Source organism: Massilia suwonensis, assembly GCF_042655665.1.
GTDB lineage: Bacteria > Pseudomonadota > Gammaproteobacteria > Burkholderiales > Burkholderiaceae_D > Telluria > Telluria suwonensis.
The window spans coordinates 132,254-147,291 of sequence record NZ_JBHSMR010000008.1; the positions used below are offsets into that span (position 1 = coordinate 132,254).

Sequence of the window (15,038 nt, forward strand, 5' to 3'; positions counted from 1 at the left end):
TTTTTTTCGCCTGCTGCGTCCTTGAGCGCCCACAAATCCCCAAAAACCCACCCCCTTACGATCTGAGGCTGCACGTTTCACGCCAACTTCGCACTCCAACCTCGATCAAGGGACCCTGCATGAAAGCGATCGTTTTACCTTTCCTCCTGCTGCCGCTGCTTCTCGCCGGCTGTTCGACCACGCCCGGCATCGGCTCCTCCGGCGCCAAGACGGTGGCCACCGGCGCGGCCGGCGGCGCTACCGCCGTCAACGCCAACGAGCAGCTCGAAAAATGCGACAGGACGCTCGGCACCCTGGCCATCGTTGAGGAAGCGAACCAGCCCTGGATCCAGCAGTTCACAGCCGAATACCGGATGCAGAGCACCGTGCCGCTCCTGCGCATGATCGTGCAGCAGTCGAACTGCTTCGCCATCGTCGAGCGCGGCCAGGCCTTTCGCAACATGCAGACCGAACGTCAGTTGATGGAAGCGGGAGAACTGCGCAAGACCAGCAACATCGGCAAGGGGCAGATGGTCGCCGCCGACTACACCGTCACGCCCTCGATCACCTTCAGCGCGAAAGGCACCAAGGACTACGGCGCCCTGATCGGCGGGCGCGCCGGCCTGGTCGCCTCCCTGATCGGCGGCTCGATGAAATCGAACGAGGCCTCGACCATGCTGCTCCTGACCGACAACCGCTCCGGCCTGCAGCTGGCCGCCGCCGAAGGCAGCGCCAGGAACTGGGACTTCGGCCTGATGGCCGGCTTCTTCCACCACGGCCTGGCCGGCGCCAGCGGTTTCAGTAATACCCCGCAAGGCAAGGTGCTGGCCGCTTCCTTCATGGACTCGTACAACCAGCTGGTCAAGGCCGTGCGCAGCTACAAGGCGCAATCGGTCGAGGGCGGCATGGGCAATGGCGGGATGCTGAAGACGAACTGAGGTTTTGACGATGCTGTGCAAAACCGCACAAACGGCGTGCCTGTGCGCCGCTTGTGCGTCTTCTTCGCAGGTCTAGAATAAGTTTGGCGACTTCCCGTCGCGAAAAAAACTATACAGACAGCGGAGACAAGCCAATGACCACGATTCCCTCGCCCGCCTCCTAGCGCGCTTTCGCGCGGCTGCCTGCTTTCCCGTGTCACCCTCCCGGCTTTGCGACGCCGTCGCGTCCTCACGTCCGGGTTTTTCAGTGCATCCAACGGAGGCTTCAATGGCATGTATGTTCACCCGGATGGCCCGCCAGGCCGTCCTTCTCGCCGCATTGGCGCCCTGGGTTGGCGCCCAGGCGCAAGTGCAGGCTGGTCCCGGCGCCTGGTCCGGCAACCAGACCTGGGCCAGCGACACCGTCAACGGCGGCGCCCTCACCGGCTACTACTACTGGCCGGCTACCGCGCCCGCCCTGGCCGGCAAGCGCGCCCTGGTGCTGGTGCTGCACGGCTGCTCGCAGACGGCCGCCGGCGACGTCATCGACTCGACATCGGACAAGGGCTACAACTGGAAAGGCGTGGCCGACCAGTACGGCGCCGTGATCCTGGCCCCGAACGCCACCGGCAATCTGTACGGCTCGCATTGCTGGGACTGGGCCAGGAGCACCCATAGCCGCACGACCGGCCACTCCGGTGTCCTGCTCGACCTGATCAACCGTTTCGTCGGCAATCCGCAGTACGCGATCGATCCGAAACAGGTGTACGTCGCCGGCCTGTCCTCGGGCGGCGCCCAGACCATGGTGATGGGGTGCCTTGCGCCCGACATCTTCGCCGGCGTCGGCATCAATGCCGGCCCGCCGCCGGGCGTGAGCACCCTGCAAATTGGCGCCGTCCCCTCCGGCTACACGGCCACCACCGCCGCCAACAACTGCAAAAACCTGGCCGGCACCAGCCTCTCGCAGTTCGCGACCCAGATTGCCGGCGTGATCTGGGGTACCAACGACTACACGGTGGCGCAAGGCTACGGTCCGCTCGACGCGGCGGCGATGCGCATCGTCTACGGCGGCAGCTACACCAAGGGCGCGGCCGTGAACGTGCCCACTGGCGGCAGCAACATCCCCTACACGGATGCCAACGGCAAGGTACGCACCTCGGAGATCACGGTCACCGGCATGGGCCATGCCTGGCCGGCCGGCACCGGGGGACAGAACAGCAATTTCGTCGACGCCAGCAAGGTCAATTATCCGGCCTTCGTGATGGACTTCTGGTTCAAGAACAACCTGCGCGTGGCGCAAGTTGCGCCGCCATCGATGACGTCCTGCAGCGCCAGCGTCTCCGGCTCGACGATCACCGTGAACGGTGCGGCGAGTGGAACCATCGGCAGCTACAAGGTCGTGCTGAACGGACCGACACCGGTGAACGACGCCGCCGCCGGCAGCGGCAGCAGTTTCAGTAAGGCCTATGCGGGACGCGCCGACGGCTACTACAGCGGCAGCGTCACCGCGACCGATAGCGGTACCGGACTCACCTCGAACGCCTGCACGATCGGGCAGTTCCTGGTCGGCAGCGCGCCGGCCCTGCAGCCGCCGGCGGGTCTCGCAGTGGGTGCGCGTACGGCCAGCAGCATCGCCCTGAGCTGGAACGCTTCGAACGGCGCCACCGGCTATAACCTCTACCGCAACGGCAGCAAGGTGAATGCCGCCGCGCTCACGTCGACCGGCTACACCGACAGCGGCCTGGCGGCGGCGACGGCCTACAGCTACCAGGTTTCGGCGCTCGGCAACGGCGGCGTGGAAAGCGCGCGCTCCGCCAGCGTCAGCGCCAGCACCCCCTCCGGCTTCGCGTGCACGACGACCACTGCCAGCAATTACGCCCACGTGACGGCCGGCCGCGCCCACAACAGCGGCGGCTATGCGCTGGCGAATGGCTCGAACCAGAACATGGGCCTGAACAACACCTTTTATACGTCCACACTGGCGCAGACCTCAGCCGGCTACTACATCATCGGCAGCTGCCCGTAAATCCGTCAGGTGCAGGACTTTGCCGGGGCACTGCCCCGGTTTTTTTTATTCAAGCGGTGCAGGCCACACCAAAAATTTTTGCTAAGGAAACAATTGGCGAGTTTTCCAGGCTTTTCCGCCGCCTATAATAGAAACCGGGCTTCACAAGCTCCGCCGTGTTTCTCCCCTTGATAACCGGGGCCGCAGCTCCGGTTTTTTTTCGCCCACACTGCCGATCGTCTCATTCCTTGCACACCATGCTTGCGAGATCGTGCTTTGCTTACATTACCTTTCGTTTAACTCTAGAATAAAACCGCTAGGCGAAGTCATATTTCGCTGTGCAAAACAAAATAATCATGGAGACAAATCGAATGAAAAAGCAGCTCAGCACGTTCGTTTCACGTCGACTCATCCCGCCGCTGCTGGCGACGCTGGCCCTGTCGGCCTGCGGCGGCAGCGACGATACCCCGGGGGTTGCGCCGACGCAGACCGCCGTTACGCCGATCCCCTTCACGCCGGAAGCGGAATCGACCCGCGCCCAGGATGCGCGCACCTTCGCGGTGGCCCAGACCCAGCCGACCCTTGCCGCCATGAGCGGCGCCCCGGCTACCGACCGCTGGACCGGCGTGCTGAACAACGCTTCCTACATGGTCGAAGTGCCGAAGAACTGGAACGGCATGCTGGTCATGTATGCGCACGGCTATGCCGGCGAAGGCGCCAACCTGTCGGTCTCGCCGCCGGCGATCCGCCGTCACCTGATCAGCCAGGGTTATGCCTGGGCCGCGTCGAGCTACACCAAGAATTACTACGACGTGCGCGCCGGCGTGGAAGACACCAACGCGCTCGCCATCAACTTCCTCGACATCGCGCGTCAGAACGGGCGGACGCTGGCTGCTCCTTTTAAAACCTACATCATCGGCGTGTCGATGGGCGGGCATATCTCGGCCGCGGCCGTGGACGAGGAAAACATCGCCACCGCCAACAACCGCATCCGCTACAACGGCGCCGTGCCGATGTGCGGCGTGCTGGGCGACACCGAACTGTTCGATTACTTCGCCGCTTACCAGACCGCCGCGATGCGCGAAGCCGGCATGCCGGCCACCAGCTGGCCGGTCGCGGACTGGGCGACCATCGGCCCGCAGGTGCAGGCCAAGCTGTTCACCAGCTTCCCGACGGTGGCCGCGCCGACCGCCGAAAGCATGCGCCTGAAGCAGATCGTCCAGAACCTGACCGGCGGCCCGCGTCCGCTGTTCGACTATGCCTACGCCAGCCCGCTGCAGGCCACCGTCTGGGGCACCTTCGGGCGCGACGGTAAAGTCAACGGCATCCTGAACCAGGACCTGGTCTCGACCAAGGATATCGTCTACCAGCTCGACGGCGACCCGGCCGTCAGCGCCGAGGAGCAGGCCTATAACGCATCGATCTTCCGCGTCCAGGGCAGCGCTGAAGCGAACCGCCTGCGCCGCGACGGCCTGCGCTGGATCCCGAAGACCAACGCCCAGATCAAGGTTCCGGTCGTCACCATCCACACCCTCGGCGACATGTACGTGCCCTTCAAGATGGAGCAGATCTATAAACGCCGCGCCGATGCCAACGGCACCTCGAACCTGCTGGTCCAGCGCGCGATTCGCGGCATCAGCCACTGCGACTTCACGATCGCCGAGCAGGTGTCGGCCTTCGAGGCGATGACCAAGTGGGAGCAGCAAGGCGTGAAGCCCGCCGGCGACGACGTGTTGACGCCATCGGTGGTGGCCGATCCGAAGTACGGCTGCCAGTTCACGGACAATACGCCGTCGACGGACGACAGCGCCAACCTGCTGCGGGTGCGGGCATCGCTGCCGCAGTGCAGCGCGCCCTGATTCTCCTCGCTTCACGGGAACGCCGGCTTTCAACAGCCGGCGTTTTTTTTATGGCGCGCCGCGTATGATGTCTTTTTCTACGACGAACCGGATCGACATGAGCGACAAACAACTCACTCCCGACGCCCTCGCCGCCCTGCAGGGCCGCTTCCAGCAGCAATCGCGCAAAGCGCAGGCGTATTACGCCGTCATGCACGAAGCACGGCGCGTGCTTGGGACCGACGAGGCGGCCAGCAGCTGGATGGAAGCGCCACTGGTGGCTTTTGAACAGCAGACGCCGGCGCAGCTGGTGGCAAGCGGACGCGAACAGGAGGTGCTGGCACATGTGCGCGGCCTGAAGCCGGCGCGCTGACCTAGGGTGGCCGAGCTTACGTTTCGACCGGGAGCAATGCCGGTCACTTAAGTAAGACCGTTGTTGGCTTCACCAACTTATCTCTTGTCAGCGGCCTAACGTAGGGTGGGCACTCCGTGCCCACGCATTATGTGCGCATCACGCATACGCAAGAGCGGCTTGGTCGCGGAAGTAAGTGAAGGCATGAGTTCGTACCGCGTGGGCACGGAGTGCCCACCCTACAAGACCCGGCGCGGACGAAAAAAAACCGGGCAGCAGCCCGGTTTGTCATTGATCGCGTGTCAGGCCGGCTCTTCCGGCGCCTGCGTCATGCGCACGAACAGCGGCGACACCAGCAGCCCCAGTTCGAACAGCAGGCACATCGGAATGGCCAGCGACAGCTGGCTGACCACGTCCGGCGGCGTGACGATCGCCGCGATCACGAAGGCGCCGACGATGATGTAGGGACGCACTTCCCTGAGTTTTTCGAGGCTGACGATCCCCATGCGCACCAGGATCACGACCACCACCGGCACCTCGAAGGTGGCGCCGAAGGCCAGGCACATCGACATCACGAAGTCGAGGTAGTTCTCGATGTCGGGCATCACGGCGATCGACGAGGGCGCGAATTCGGCGATGAAGTGGAATACGCGGCCGAACACGAGGAAGTAGCAGAAGGCGACGCCGGCGATGAACAGCAGGGACGAGGAAATCACCAGCGGCAGCACGAGTCTCTTTTCGTGGGCGTACAGGCCGGGGGCGACGAAGGCCCACAACTGATAGAAGACCCAGGGCAGCGCCACGATGATCGCGGCCATCAGGGTGACCTTCATCGGCACCAGGAAGGGCGCGACGACGCCGGTGGCGATCATCTTCGCTCCCGGAGGTAATGAAGCCAGCATCGGCATGGCGAGGAAGTCGTAGATTTCCTTCGGCCCCGGCCAGATGAACAGCGCGATGCAGACGATGGCCACGCCGATGATGGCCTTGACCAGGCGGTCGCGCAGTTCGACGAGGTGGGAAATGAAGGTTTCTTCGACTGGCGCTTCGTCGGTCATCTAGCTGTTAAAAAAATGAAGAATTGGATTTGACGCCCGGGCGGAACTTGCGCACGCGCGCGGCGCCCGACAGCACCCGGGTCTTGCCGCCGTGGCGGTGCTTGTACCATGCGGGGACAGCCGACGAACGCACCAGCTTCTTGCGCCGGAAGTCTTTCGCTTTGCGCTCGAGGTCGTCCATGCTGGCGCTCGGTGCCGGAACGTTCGGCTGGATGTCGCCACGCCAGGCCGATTCGACTTCCTGCAGGCTACTCGTCATGTGATGCTCGATGTCGGACTGGAATTCGGCGGCGCTGTCGGCCACTTCCTTCTGCAGGTTGCGCAGTTCGTCGAGCTGGATCTCGCGGCTGACCTCGGACTTGACGTCGTGCAGGTAGCGCTGGGCGCGGCCGTACAGGGTGCCGGCCATGCGCGCCACCTTCGGCAGCTTTTCAGGGCCGATCACGATCAGCGCCACCACACCGATGATGGCGAGCTTCGACAGTCCCAGGTCGATCATACGGCGACCGGATCAGGAACGGTGTTTTTCGCGGGTCTCGACGTCGATCGTCGATTTATCGGCGACCTGGCTCGGCGGCACAGGGGTCGACGGATTGGCGGCGGATTTTTCTTCCTCGCCCTTCACGCCATCCTTGAAACCTTTGACGGCCTTGCCGATGTCGGAACCGACATTGCCCAGCTTCTTGGTGCCGAACAGCAGCACCACCACGACCAGCACGATTACCCAGTGCCAAATGCTCATCGAACCCATTTTGATCTCCTCAGTGGGCGCTTGCGCCCGCAATCGTTACAGCGTGTTTGTCTTTGCTGCGCCAGTATAAGCCAAGCCGGCACTACTGACGCCTAGAAAAAGGTTCAGGTACCCAGGCCGCGCCAGGGACGCGGGCCGCCATACATGTGCAGGTGCAAGTGGTACACCTCCTGACCGCCGTTCGGACCGCTGTTGATCAGCGTTTTGTAGCCGCCGCCGGGCTTGCCGTCCGCGCCCTTGGTCACCGCCACGCCGTGTTCGCGCGCCAGTTTCGGCGCCAGCGCCAGCATCTTGCCCAGCAGGGCCGTGTGCTCGTCCGTCGTGTCGGACAGGGTGTCGATGTGTTGCTTCGGGATCACCAGCAGGTGCACCGGCGCTGCCGGGTTGATGTCCTTGAAGGCCAGCACGTCCTCGTCTTCGAAGACGACCTGGGCCGGAATCTGTTTTGCCGCGATCTTGCAGAAAATGCAGTTATCCATCTTGTCTCCAGTCTCTGTTGCTGCGGCAATGAGGCCGCGAGTCAATCTGATGAATCTTATACGAGAACAATGACGCTGGAATGACGCACGCCTTAAACATGCTCCAGATCAAGCATCTTTGCGCGCAGCCTTTTCTTCCAGGCCAGACAGACCTTCGCGGCGCGCCAGCTCGTCCACGACCTGCTGCGGGCTCAAACCAAACTTGGCCAGCAGCACCATCGAGTGAAACCACAGGTCGGCCACTTCGTACAGCAAGCCGGATGCGTCGCCGGAGACGCGCGCGTCCTTCGCCGCCATCACAGTCTCGGTGGCCTCTTCTCCGATCTTTTTCAGGATCGCGTCGTCGCCTTTCGAGAACAGCTTAGCGACATACGAGGTGGCCGGGTCGCCGCCGTTTTCCAGCTTGCGCGATTCGATCGTCTGCGCCAGGCGCGCCAGGGTGTCACTCATGGGATTTCTTCGCGTTCTTATCTGAATAAATCGTTTGCGGGTCCTGCAGCACCGGTTCCACCGCCTGCCAGTCCTCGCCGTCGAATTTCTGGAAGAAGCAGGAGTGCCTACCTGTATGGCAGGCGATGCCGCCCTTCTGCTCGATCTTTAAAAGGATCACGTCCTCGTCGCAATCGAGGCGCATTTCCAGCACCTTTTGCGTGTGGCCGGACTCTTCTCCCTTGTGCCACAGTTTTTTACGCGAGCGGCTCCAGTACACGGCCTCGCCCAGTTCGGCGGTGCGCGCCAGGGCGTCGCGGTTCATCCAGGCGAACATCAGGATGTCGCCGGTTGCGGCTTCCTGGGCGATGACCGGCACCAGGCCATGTTCGTCCCAGCGCACCTTTTTCAGCCATGCGGCATTCGCAGTCATGACTTACTCCAGGCGCATCGGGATGCCACGCTCGGCCATGAAGCGCTTGGCTTCGCCGACCGTGTGCTGCCCGTAGTGGAAGATGGACGCCGCCAGCACCGCATCCGCGTGGCCCTGCAAAACGCCGTCAGCGAGATCCTGCAGGCCGCCGACGCCGCCCGAGGCGATCACGGGAATGCCGACCGCATCCGAGACGGCGTGCGTCAGGCCGAGATCGAACCCGGACTTGGTGCCGTCGCGGTCCATGCTGGTGAGCAGCAGTTCGCCCGCGCCCAGTTCCTGCAGTTTAATGGCCCACTCGACCGCATCCATGCCGGTGGCATTGCGGCCGCCGTGGGTGAACACTTCCCACTTGCCGGGGGCGGTCTGCTTGGCGTCGATCGCGACGACAATGCACTGCGAACCGTGCTTTTGCGAGGCGTCGAACACCAGCTGCGGATTCTGCACGGCCGAGGTGTTCATGCTGACCTTGTCGGCTCCCGCATTCAACAGGCGCCGCACGTCCTCGACCTTGCGCACGCCGCCGCCCACCGTCAGCGGGATGAAGACGGTCGACGCCACCGCCTCGATGATCGGCAGGATCAGGTCGCGGCCGTCGCTCGATGCCGTGATGTCGAGGAAGGTGATTTCGTCGGCGCCCTGGCCGTCGTAGCGGCGTGCGATTTCGACAGGGTCGCCGGCGTCGCGCAGCTCGGTGAAATTGACGCCCTTGACGACGCGCCCGCCGGTCACGTCCAGGCAGGGGATGATGCGTTTTGCCAGCATAGTCTTTCCAGAGGCTCGTTAAGCCTGTTCGCCCTCGGTCAGTTCGTCGGCGCGCACCTGGGCCGATGCCAGGTCGAGCGTGCCTTCGTAGATCGAGCGGCCGCAGATGACGCCTTCGATGCCTTCGTCCTGCACCGCGCACAGGGCCTCGACGTCGGCCAGGTTGTGCAGGCCGCCGGAAGCGATGATCGGGATGCGCACCGCTTGCGCCAGGCGCACGGTCGCTTCGATGTTCACGCCGCCCATCATGCCGTCGCGGCCGATGTCGGTGTAGATGATCGATTCGACGCCGTAGCCCTCGAATTTCTGGGCCAGGTCGATGACTTCGTGGCCGGACATCTTGCTCCAGCCGTCGGTAGCCACTTTGCCATCCTTGGCGTCGAGGCCGACGATGATGGAGCCGGGGAAGGCGCCGCAGGCGTCGTGCAGGAAGCCCGGATTCTTCACGGCGGCGGTGCCGACGATGATGTAGCTGATGCCGTCGTCGAGGTAGCGCTCGATGGTGTCGAGGTCGCGGATGCCGCCGCCCAGCTGGACGGGGATCTCGTCGATGCCGTTGTCTTCGGCGAACTCCTGCACGACCTGCAGGATCGATTTGATGGCCGGCTCGTTCTTCGGTTTACCGGCAAAGGCGCCGTTCAGGTCGACCAGGTGCAGGCGGCGCGCGCCCTTCTTGAGCCAATGCAGGGCCATTTCGGCGGGGTCTTCGGAGAAGACGGTGGCGAGGTCCATATCGCCCTGTTTCAGGCGAACGCAGTGACCGTCTTTCAGGTCGATGGCGGGGATCAGCAGCATGGTCGTGGTGTGTAAGTGAACGGTGGAGTGAGGTGAAACGTCACGGATTCCAGTGGATGAAATTGCGGTACAGGCGCAGCCCGGCGGCCGCGCTTTTCTCGGGGTGGAACTGGGTGGCGACCAGGTTGTCGCGCGCGACGGCGCAGGTGTACAGGCCGCCGTAATCGGTCTCGCCGATGGTGTCGCCGGCGGCTTCCGGCGCCACGTAATAGCTGTGCACGAAGTAGAAATAGGTGCCGTCGTCGACGCCTTCCCACAGCGGGTGGGCGCGGGTCTGCCGCACGCGGTTCCAGCCCATCTGCGGCACCTTGAAGCGCGAGCCGTCGGCCTGCGTCTTGCCGTCCAGCTGGAAGCGCACCACCTTGCCCGGCAGGATGCCCAGGCCCGGCGTGCCGCCATTCTCTTCGCTCTCGTCGAACAGCATCTGCTCGCCGACGCACACGCCCATCACCGGACGGGTTTTCACAGCGCGCAGCAGGGCTTCCTCGGCGCCCGATTCGCGCAGGCTGTTCATGCAGTCGCGCATCGCGCCCTGGCCCGGCAGCACGATGCGGTCGGCGGCGTCGATGTCCTCAGCTTTGTTCGACACCAGGATGTCGGCTTCCGGCGCCGCGGCGCGCAGGGCCTGCGCTACCGAACGCAGGTTGCCCAGGCCATCGACCACTACGATCTTGTTCGTCATGGCGTTACAGGCTGCCTTTGGTGGACGGGATGATGCCGGCGGCGCGCTCGTCGAGCGTGGTCGCCATGCGCAGCGCGCGCCCGAAGGCTTTGAAGACGGTCTCGCACTGGTGGTGCGCGTTCACGCCGCGCAGGTTATCGATGTGCAGGGTCACGCCGGCGTGGTTCACGAAGCCGCGGAAGAATTCGCCGGTGAGATCGACGTCGTAGGTGCCGATCATGGCGCGGGTCCAGGGGATGTGCATTTCCAGGCCGGGACGGCCGGAGAAATCGATGACCACGCGCGACAGGGCCTCGTCCAGCGGCACGTAAGCATGGCCGTAGCGGGTCATGCCCTTCTTGTCGCCGACCGCCTTGGCGATCGCCATGCCGAGCGTGATGCCGGTGTCCTCGACCGTGTGGTGGGCGTCGATGTGCAAATCGCCGACGGCCTCGACTTCGAGGTCGATCATGCCGTGGCGCGCGATCTGGTCGAGCATATGGTCGAGGAAGGGCACGCCGGTGTTGAGTTTCTGGCGGCCGGTACCGTCGAGGTTGACCGAGACGCGGATCTGCGTCTCGTTGGTGTTGCGGGTGATGTCTGCGGTGCGGGTCATGAAGGGTGCTCGTCGGTTCAGGGCCGCCTACGCGGGCGTCAGCGCGGCCTTGAGGGCATTCAGGAATGCGGAATTTTCTTCCGGGGTGCTGACCGTGACACGGATGCAGTTGGCCAGCATCCCATGCATTTTACTCAAATTCCTGATCAACACCTTTGCATCGTACAGTTTTGCACAGACGTCAGCCGCGTCCGGTACGCGCAGCGAAATAAAATTCGCCGCTGACGTAAAGACTTCGACTCCCGGCAGCGCCGCCAGTTCGGCGCTCAGGCGCTCGCGCTCGGCATTGATGCTGGCGGCCTGGGCGTCGAGCACGTCGACATGCTCGAGCACGAACTCGGCCGCCACCTGGGTCAGCACGTTGACGTTATAGGGTGGGCGCACCTTCTCGAACTCGTCCAGCAGCGCAGGCGCGGCCGTCATGTAGCCGAGGCGGATGCCGGCCAGGCCGAGTTTGGAAACGGTGCGCATCACGACCAGGTTCTCGAAGTCGCCCAGCCGGTCCATGAAGGTCTTGCGCGCGAAGGGCTGATAGGCCTCGTCCAGCACCACCAGGCCGTGCTCGCCCTGGGCCTGCAGGATCGCTTCGATGTCCTCCACAGCAAACAGGTTGCCGGTCGGGTTGTTCGGATAGGCCAGGAACACGACAGCCGGCCGGTGCAGGGCGATCGCCGCCAGCATCGCGTCCATGTCGAGCGTGAAGTCGGGTTTCAGCTTGACGCCGACGAAATCGGCACCGGCGAACTGGGCCGAGCGCGAATACATGACGAAGGCCGGCACCGGCGCCAGCACCGAGGCGCGCCGTTCCTGGTTCGCCACCGTCGTGGTCACGATCTGGATCAGCTCATCGGAGCCGTTGCCGAGCATGACGTCGTAGCCGGCCGGGATGCCGAGCTTGTTTTTTACTTTGTCCTTCAGCGTGGCATACGAGCCCGTCGGATAACGGTTCAGCACCGCGTCGGCCAGGCGCTGGCCCAGTTCGGTGCGCAGGTGTTCCGGCAGCTCGTAGGGGTTTTCCATCGCGTCGAGCTTGATGTAGCCCGACGCATCCGGCACGACATAGGCGCCGATGGCGCGCACGTCGGCGCGGATCACGTTGGCGATCAGCTTATCGATACTCATGCTTGTTCCTCGGTGGCGTTGCGGGCGTCCAGCTTCGCTGCGCGCGCAATGCTCTTGCGTTGTTTGATGGTGGGTTGCGGTTCGGGCGCGGCCAGGCGCGCGTCGATGATGGCGCAGTATTCGGGATTCAGTTCGAACCCGGCGTACTGGCGTCCCAGCCGGCGTGCGGCGATCGCCGTGGTGCCGCTGCCCATGAAGGGGTCAAGCACGATCCCGCCTGGTGGGCAGGAGGCCTTGATCATGCGTTCGATAATCTCTAACGGTTTCTGGGTCGGGTGGTCGGCGCGCTCCGGATGCTCGCGGTGCAGGCGCGACACGCTCCATAAATCCTTCGGGTTGTAGCCGACTTCCAGCCACTTGGCGCCGACGAAGATCGAGCGCGATCTCGCCTTCTTGGTTGCCGCGTCATAAGGGATGCGCACCGAGTCGAGATCGAAGTAGTAATCCTTGCGGTTGACGAAGAAGCCGATCGTGTCGTGTACCGATGAAAAACTGCGCACGCTGCCGCCCATCGAGGGTACGCGCCGGTCCCAGATGATCTCGTTCATCATCGTCATGCGCTTTTTCAGCATCACGAAGATCTCGGGCGCAAAGCGCCAGGTCAGGAAAATGTACAGGCTGCCGTTGGCCTTCAGCTTGGGCAGCGCGGCGTCGATCCAGCGCTCGGTCCACTCCAGGTAGGCCTCGACGCTTTGCTGGTCGGAACCGTTGCCGTAATCCTTGCCGAGATTGTAGGGCGGGTCGGTCAGGATCAGGTCGATGGAGCCATCGGGGATGCGCGCCAGTCCGTCCAGCGCATCCTCGCAGAAGACCTGGTTGACCCAGTCCGTCATGACTGGGACTTGAGACGAAGCTCGGCGCTGCGCGCGTGCGCCTGCAGTCCCTCGCCATAGGCCAGTTCGGCCGCCACTTTACCCAGGGTCTGGGCGCCCGCCTCGCTCACGTGCAGGATCGAGGAGCGCTTTTGAAAATCGTAGACGCCCAGCGGCGACGAGAAACGCGCCGTGCGCGAAGTCGGCAGCACGTGGTTCGGGCCGCAGCAGTAATCGCCCAGCGACTCCGACGAGAAGCGGCCCAGGAACATCGCGCCGGCGTGACGAATTTTATCGGCCCACTGCTGCGGGTTCTCGGCGGAGATTTCCAGGTGTTCGGCGGCGATGTCGTTGGCAATCGCGCAGGCCTCTTCCATGTCGCGCACTTTGATGAGCGCGCCGCGGTCGGTCAGCGAGGTGGTGATCGTCTCGGCACGCGGCATGGCCGGCAACAACTTGTGGATACTGGCTTCCACGCGCGCGATGTAGCCGGCGTCCGGGCACAGCAGGATCGCCTGCGCCAGTTCGTCGTGCTCGGCCTGCGAGAACAGGTCCATCGCGACCCAGTCCGGATCGGTCGTACCGTCGCACAGCACCAGGATTTCCGAGGGACCGGCGATCATGTCGATGCCGACCGTGCCGAACACGCGGCGCTTGGCGGCGGCGACATAGGCGTTGCCCGGCCCGACGATTTTATCGACGGCGGGAATGGTCTCGGTGCCGTAAGCGAGGGCCGCGACGGCTTGCGCGCCGCCGATGGTGATCACGCGCGTGACACCGGCAATCGCGGCGGCGGCCAGCACCATCTGGTTTTTCACGCCGTCCGGCGTCGGCACCACCATCACGATGTCTTTCACACCCGCCACCTGCGCCGGAATCGCATTCATCAGCACCGACGACGGATACGCAGCCTTCCCGCCGGGGACGTAGATGCCGACGCGGTCGAGCGGCGTGACGCGCTGGCCCAGCACCGTGCCATCGGCTTCGGTATAGGTAAACCCGTTCAGTTCCTGCTTCTGGCGTTCGTGGAACACGCGGATGCGTTCGGCCGCGGTCTGCAAGGCCTGGCGCTGGGCGTCGGGCAGCGCGCTGAGCGCGGCCTGCAATTCGCTTTGCGGCAGGTCGAAGGCGGCGACGTCCTGCGCGTTCACGCGGTCGAAACGGTTCGTGTATTCGAGCACCGCGGCGTTGCCGCGCTTCTTGACGTCGGCCAGGATGTTACCAACGGCCGTCTCGATCGCATCGTCGGTCTCGGCCTCGAACGCGAGCAGCGCATGCAGCTGCTGTTTGAAACCGTCGTGGGTGGAGTCGAGGGTGCGGATCTGTACAGCCATGGGGTTCAGCCTTGTTGCGGTTGGAGTGTCGAGGCCTTCTCGAAGGCTTCGATGATGGGTTGCAGGCGCGCGCGCTTCAGTTTGAGCGCGGCCTGGTTGACGACCAGGCGCGAGGAGATCTCCATGATCTTCTCGACTTCGACCAGGTTGTTCGCGCGCAGCGTGTTGCCGGTCGAGACCACGTCGACGATGGCATCCGACAGGCCGACCAGCGGCGCCAGTTCCATCGACCCGTACAGTTTGATCAGGTCGACGTGCACGCCCTTGCTGGCGAAGTGCTCGCGCGCGGTGTGGGTGAACTTGGTCGCCACGCGCAGGCGCGCGCCCTGGCGCACGGCGTTCTCGTAATCGAAGCCGGCGTTCACCGCCACCGACATGCGGCAGCAGGCGATGTTCAGGTCGACCGGTTGGTAGAGCCCTTCGCCGCCGTGCTCGAGCAGCACGTCCTTGCCGGCCACGCCGAAGTCGGCGGCGCCGTACTGCACATAGGTCGGCACGTCGCTGGCGCGCACGATCAGCACGCGCACGCCGGGGTCGTTGGTCGCCAGGATGAGTTTGCGCGAGGTTTCCGGATTCTCGGTGACGACGATGCCGGCCGCTTCCAAGAGCGGCAGCGTGTCCTCGAAAATGCGCCCTTTCGAGAGCGCCAGGATCAGACCGGAGTCCGTCGATTGTGTTGCGATGCTCATAGC

The 15,038-nt window shown here is 64.1% G+C and carries 18 protein-coding genes; 4 read left to right on the forward strand and 14 right to left on the reverse strand.

Features of this window, described 5'->3' with window-relative positions; all coding sequences use genetic code 11:
- The first annotated feature begins 119 nt into the window (after positions 1 to 119).
- The 4 genes from ACFPQ5_RS04050 to ACFPQ5_RS04065 all read left to right on the forward strand — a co-directional run bounded on the left by ACFPQ5_RS04050 (position 120) and on the right by ACFPQ5_RS04065 (position 5,112).
- A complete protein-coding gene (locus tag ACFPQ5_RS04050) occupies positions 120 to 917 on the forward strand; it encodes a CsgG/HfaB family protein (RefSeq protein WP_379751986.1) in 798 nt (265 codons plus the stop codon).
- 277 nt (positions 918 to 1,194) lie between these two features.
- Positions 1,195 to 2,922 (forward strand): extracellular catalytic domain type 1 short-chain-length polyhydroxyalkanoate depolymerase, encoded by a 1,728-nt coding sequence (locus ACFPQ5_RS04055; RefSeq protein ID WP_417568521.1) that lies wholly within the window; start codon positions 1,195 to 1,197, stop codon positions 2,920 to 2,922.
- A 350-nt stretch (positions 2,923 to 3,272) separates the two neighbouring features.
- Positions 3,273 to 4,760 carry an alpha/beta hydrolase family protein gene (locus tag ACFPQ5_RS04060; protein WP_379751988.1) on the forward strand — a complete coding sequence of 496 codons (1,488 nt, stop codon included), beginning with the start codon at positions 3,273 to 3,275 and terminating at the stop codon, positions 4,758 to 4,760.
- 97 nt (positions 4,761 to 4,857) lie between these two features.
- Positions 4,858 to 5,112 (forward strand): antitoxin Xre/MbcA/ParS toxin-binding domain-containing protein, encoded by a 255-nt coding sequence (locus tag ACFPQ5_RS04065; protein WP_379751989.1) that lies wholly within the window; start codon positions 4,858 to 4,860, stop codon positions 5,110 to 5,112.
- 281 nt (positions 5,113 to 5,393) lie between these two features.
- Here ACFPQ5_RS04065 and tatC read toward each other — a convergent pair whose 3' ends face one another.
- From tatC to hisG, 14 genes are all read right to left on the reverse strand, one after another.
- Positions 5,394 to 6,149 carry a twin-arginine translocase subunit TatC gene (gene tatC / locus ACFPQ5_RS04070; protein WP_379751990.1) on the reverse strand — a complete coding sequence of 252 codons (756 nt, stop codon included), beginning with the start codon at positions 6,147 to 6,149 and terminating at the stop codon, positions 5,394 to 5,396.
- Between the two features lie 7 nt (positions 6,150 to 6,156).
- On the reverse strand, positions 6,157 to 6,648 hold the full coding sequence (gene tatB / locus ACFPQ5_RS04075) for a Sec-independent protein translocase protein TatB (RefSeq protein WP_136220459.1): 492 nt from the start codon (positions 6,646 to 6,648) through the stop codon (positions 6,157 to 6,159).
- Between the two features lie 12 nt (positions 6,649 to 6,660).
- On the reverse strand, positions 6,661 to 6,900 hold the full coding sequence (gene tatA, locus ACFPQ5_RS04080; RefSeq protein WP_056341039.1) for a Sec-independent protein translocase subunit TatA: 240 nt from the start codon (positions 6,898 to 6,900) through the stop codon (positions 6,661 to 6,663).
- A gap of 104 nt (positions 6,901 to 7,004) precedes the next feature.
- Positions 7,005 to 7,379 carry a histidine triad nucleotide-binding protein gene (locus ACFPQ5_RS04085; protein WP_379751991.1) on the reverse strand — a complete coding sequence of 125 codons (375 nt, stop codon included), beginning with the start codon at positions 7,377 to 7,379 and terminating at the stop codon, positions 7,005 to 7,007.
- A 108-nt stretch (positions 7,380 to 7,487) separates the two neighbouring features.
- The gene (locus ACFPQ5_RS04090; RefSeq protein ID WP_379751993.1) at positions 7,488 to 7,829 is read right to left on the reverse strand and encodes a phosphoribosyl-ATP diphosphatase; all 342 of its coding nucleotides are present in this window, start codon (positions 7,827 to 7,829) and stop codon (positions 7,488 to 7,490) included.
- A complete protein-coding gene (gene hisI, locus ACFPQ5_RS04095; RefSeq protein WP_379751994.1) occupies positions 7,822 to 8,241 on the reverse strand; it encodes a phosphoribosyl-AMP cyclohydrolase in 420 nt (139 codons plus the stop codon). Before hisI ends, ACFPQ5_RS04090 begins: the two co-directional genes overlap by 8 nt.
- A 3-nt stretch (positions 8,242 to 8,244) precedes the next feature.
- On the reverse strand, positions 8,245 to 9,006 hold the full coding sequence (gene hisF, locus ACFPQ5_RS04100) for an imidazole glycerol phosphate synthase subunit HisF (RefSeq protein WP_379751995.1): 762 nt from the start codon (positions 9,004 to 9,006) through the stop codon (positions 8,245 to 8,247).
- 18 nt (positions 9,007 to 9,024) lie between these two features.
- Positions 9,025 to 9,801 carry a 1-(5-phosphoribosyl)-5-[(5-phosphoribosylamino)methylideneamino]imidazole-4-carboxamide isomerase gene (hisA, locus tag ACFPQ5_RS04105; RefSeq protein WP_379751996.1) on the reverse strand — a complete coding sequence of 259 codons (777 nt, stop codon included), beginning with the start codon at positions 9,799 to 9,801 and terminating at the stop codon, positions 9,025 to 9,027.
- A 40-nt stretch (positions 9,802 to 9,841) separates the two neighbouring features.
- Positions 9,842 to 10,483: an imidazole glycerol phosphate synthase subunit HisH gene (hisH, locus tag ACFPQ5_RS04110; protein WP_379751997.1), complete on the reverse strand. Its 642-nt coding sequence runs from the start codon at positions 10,481 to 10,483 to the stop codon at positions 9,842 to 9,844.
- Positions 10,484 to 10,487: 4 nt separating this feature from the next.
- Complete coding sequence (gene hisB, locus ACFPQ5_RS04115; protein ID WP_379751998.1) at positions 10,488 to 11,078, reverse strand: imidazoleglycerol-phosphate dehydratase HisB; 591 nt, start codon at positions 11,076 to 11,078, stop codon at positions 10,488 to 10,490.
- Between the two features lie 27 nt (positions 11,079 to 11,105).
- On the reverse strand, positions 11,106 to 12,200 hold the full coding sequence (gene hisC, locus ACFPQ5_RS04120; protein ID WP_379751999.1) for a histidinol-phosphate transaminase: 1,095 nt from the start codon (positions 12,198 to 12,200) through the stop codon (positions 11,106 to 11,108).
- The gene (locus ACFPQ5_RS04125) at positions 12,197 to 13,033 is read right to left on the reverse strand and encodes a DNA-methyltransferase (RefSeq protein ID WP_379752000.1); all 837 of its coding nucleotides are present in this window, start codon (positions 13,031 to 13,033) and stop codon (positions 12,197 to 12,199) included. The genes hisC and ACFPQ5_RS04125 overlap by 4 nt, the downstream gene beginning before the upstream one ends.
- Positions 13,030 to 14,346 carry a histidinol dehydrogenase gene (gene hisD, locus ACFPQ5_RS04130; protein ID WP_379752001.1) on the reverse strand — a complete coding sequence of 439 codons (1,317 nt, stop codon included), beginning with the start codon at positions 14,344 to 14,346 and terminating at the stop codon, positions 13,030 to 13,032. The genes ACFPQ5_RS04125 and hisD overlap by 4 nt, the downstream gene beginning before the upstream one ends.
- A 5-nt stretch (positions 14,347 to 14,351) precedes the next feature.
- Positions 14,352 to 15,035 (reverse strand): ATP phosphoribosyltransferase, encoded by a 684-nt coding sequence (hisG, locus tag ACFPQ5_RS04135; RefSeq protein WP_379752002.1) that lies wholly within the window; start codon positions 15,033 to 15,035, stop codon positions 14,352 to 14,354.
- Positions 15,036 to 15,038 lie beyond the last annotated feature (3 nt).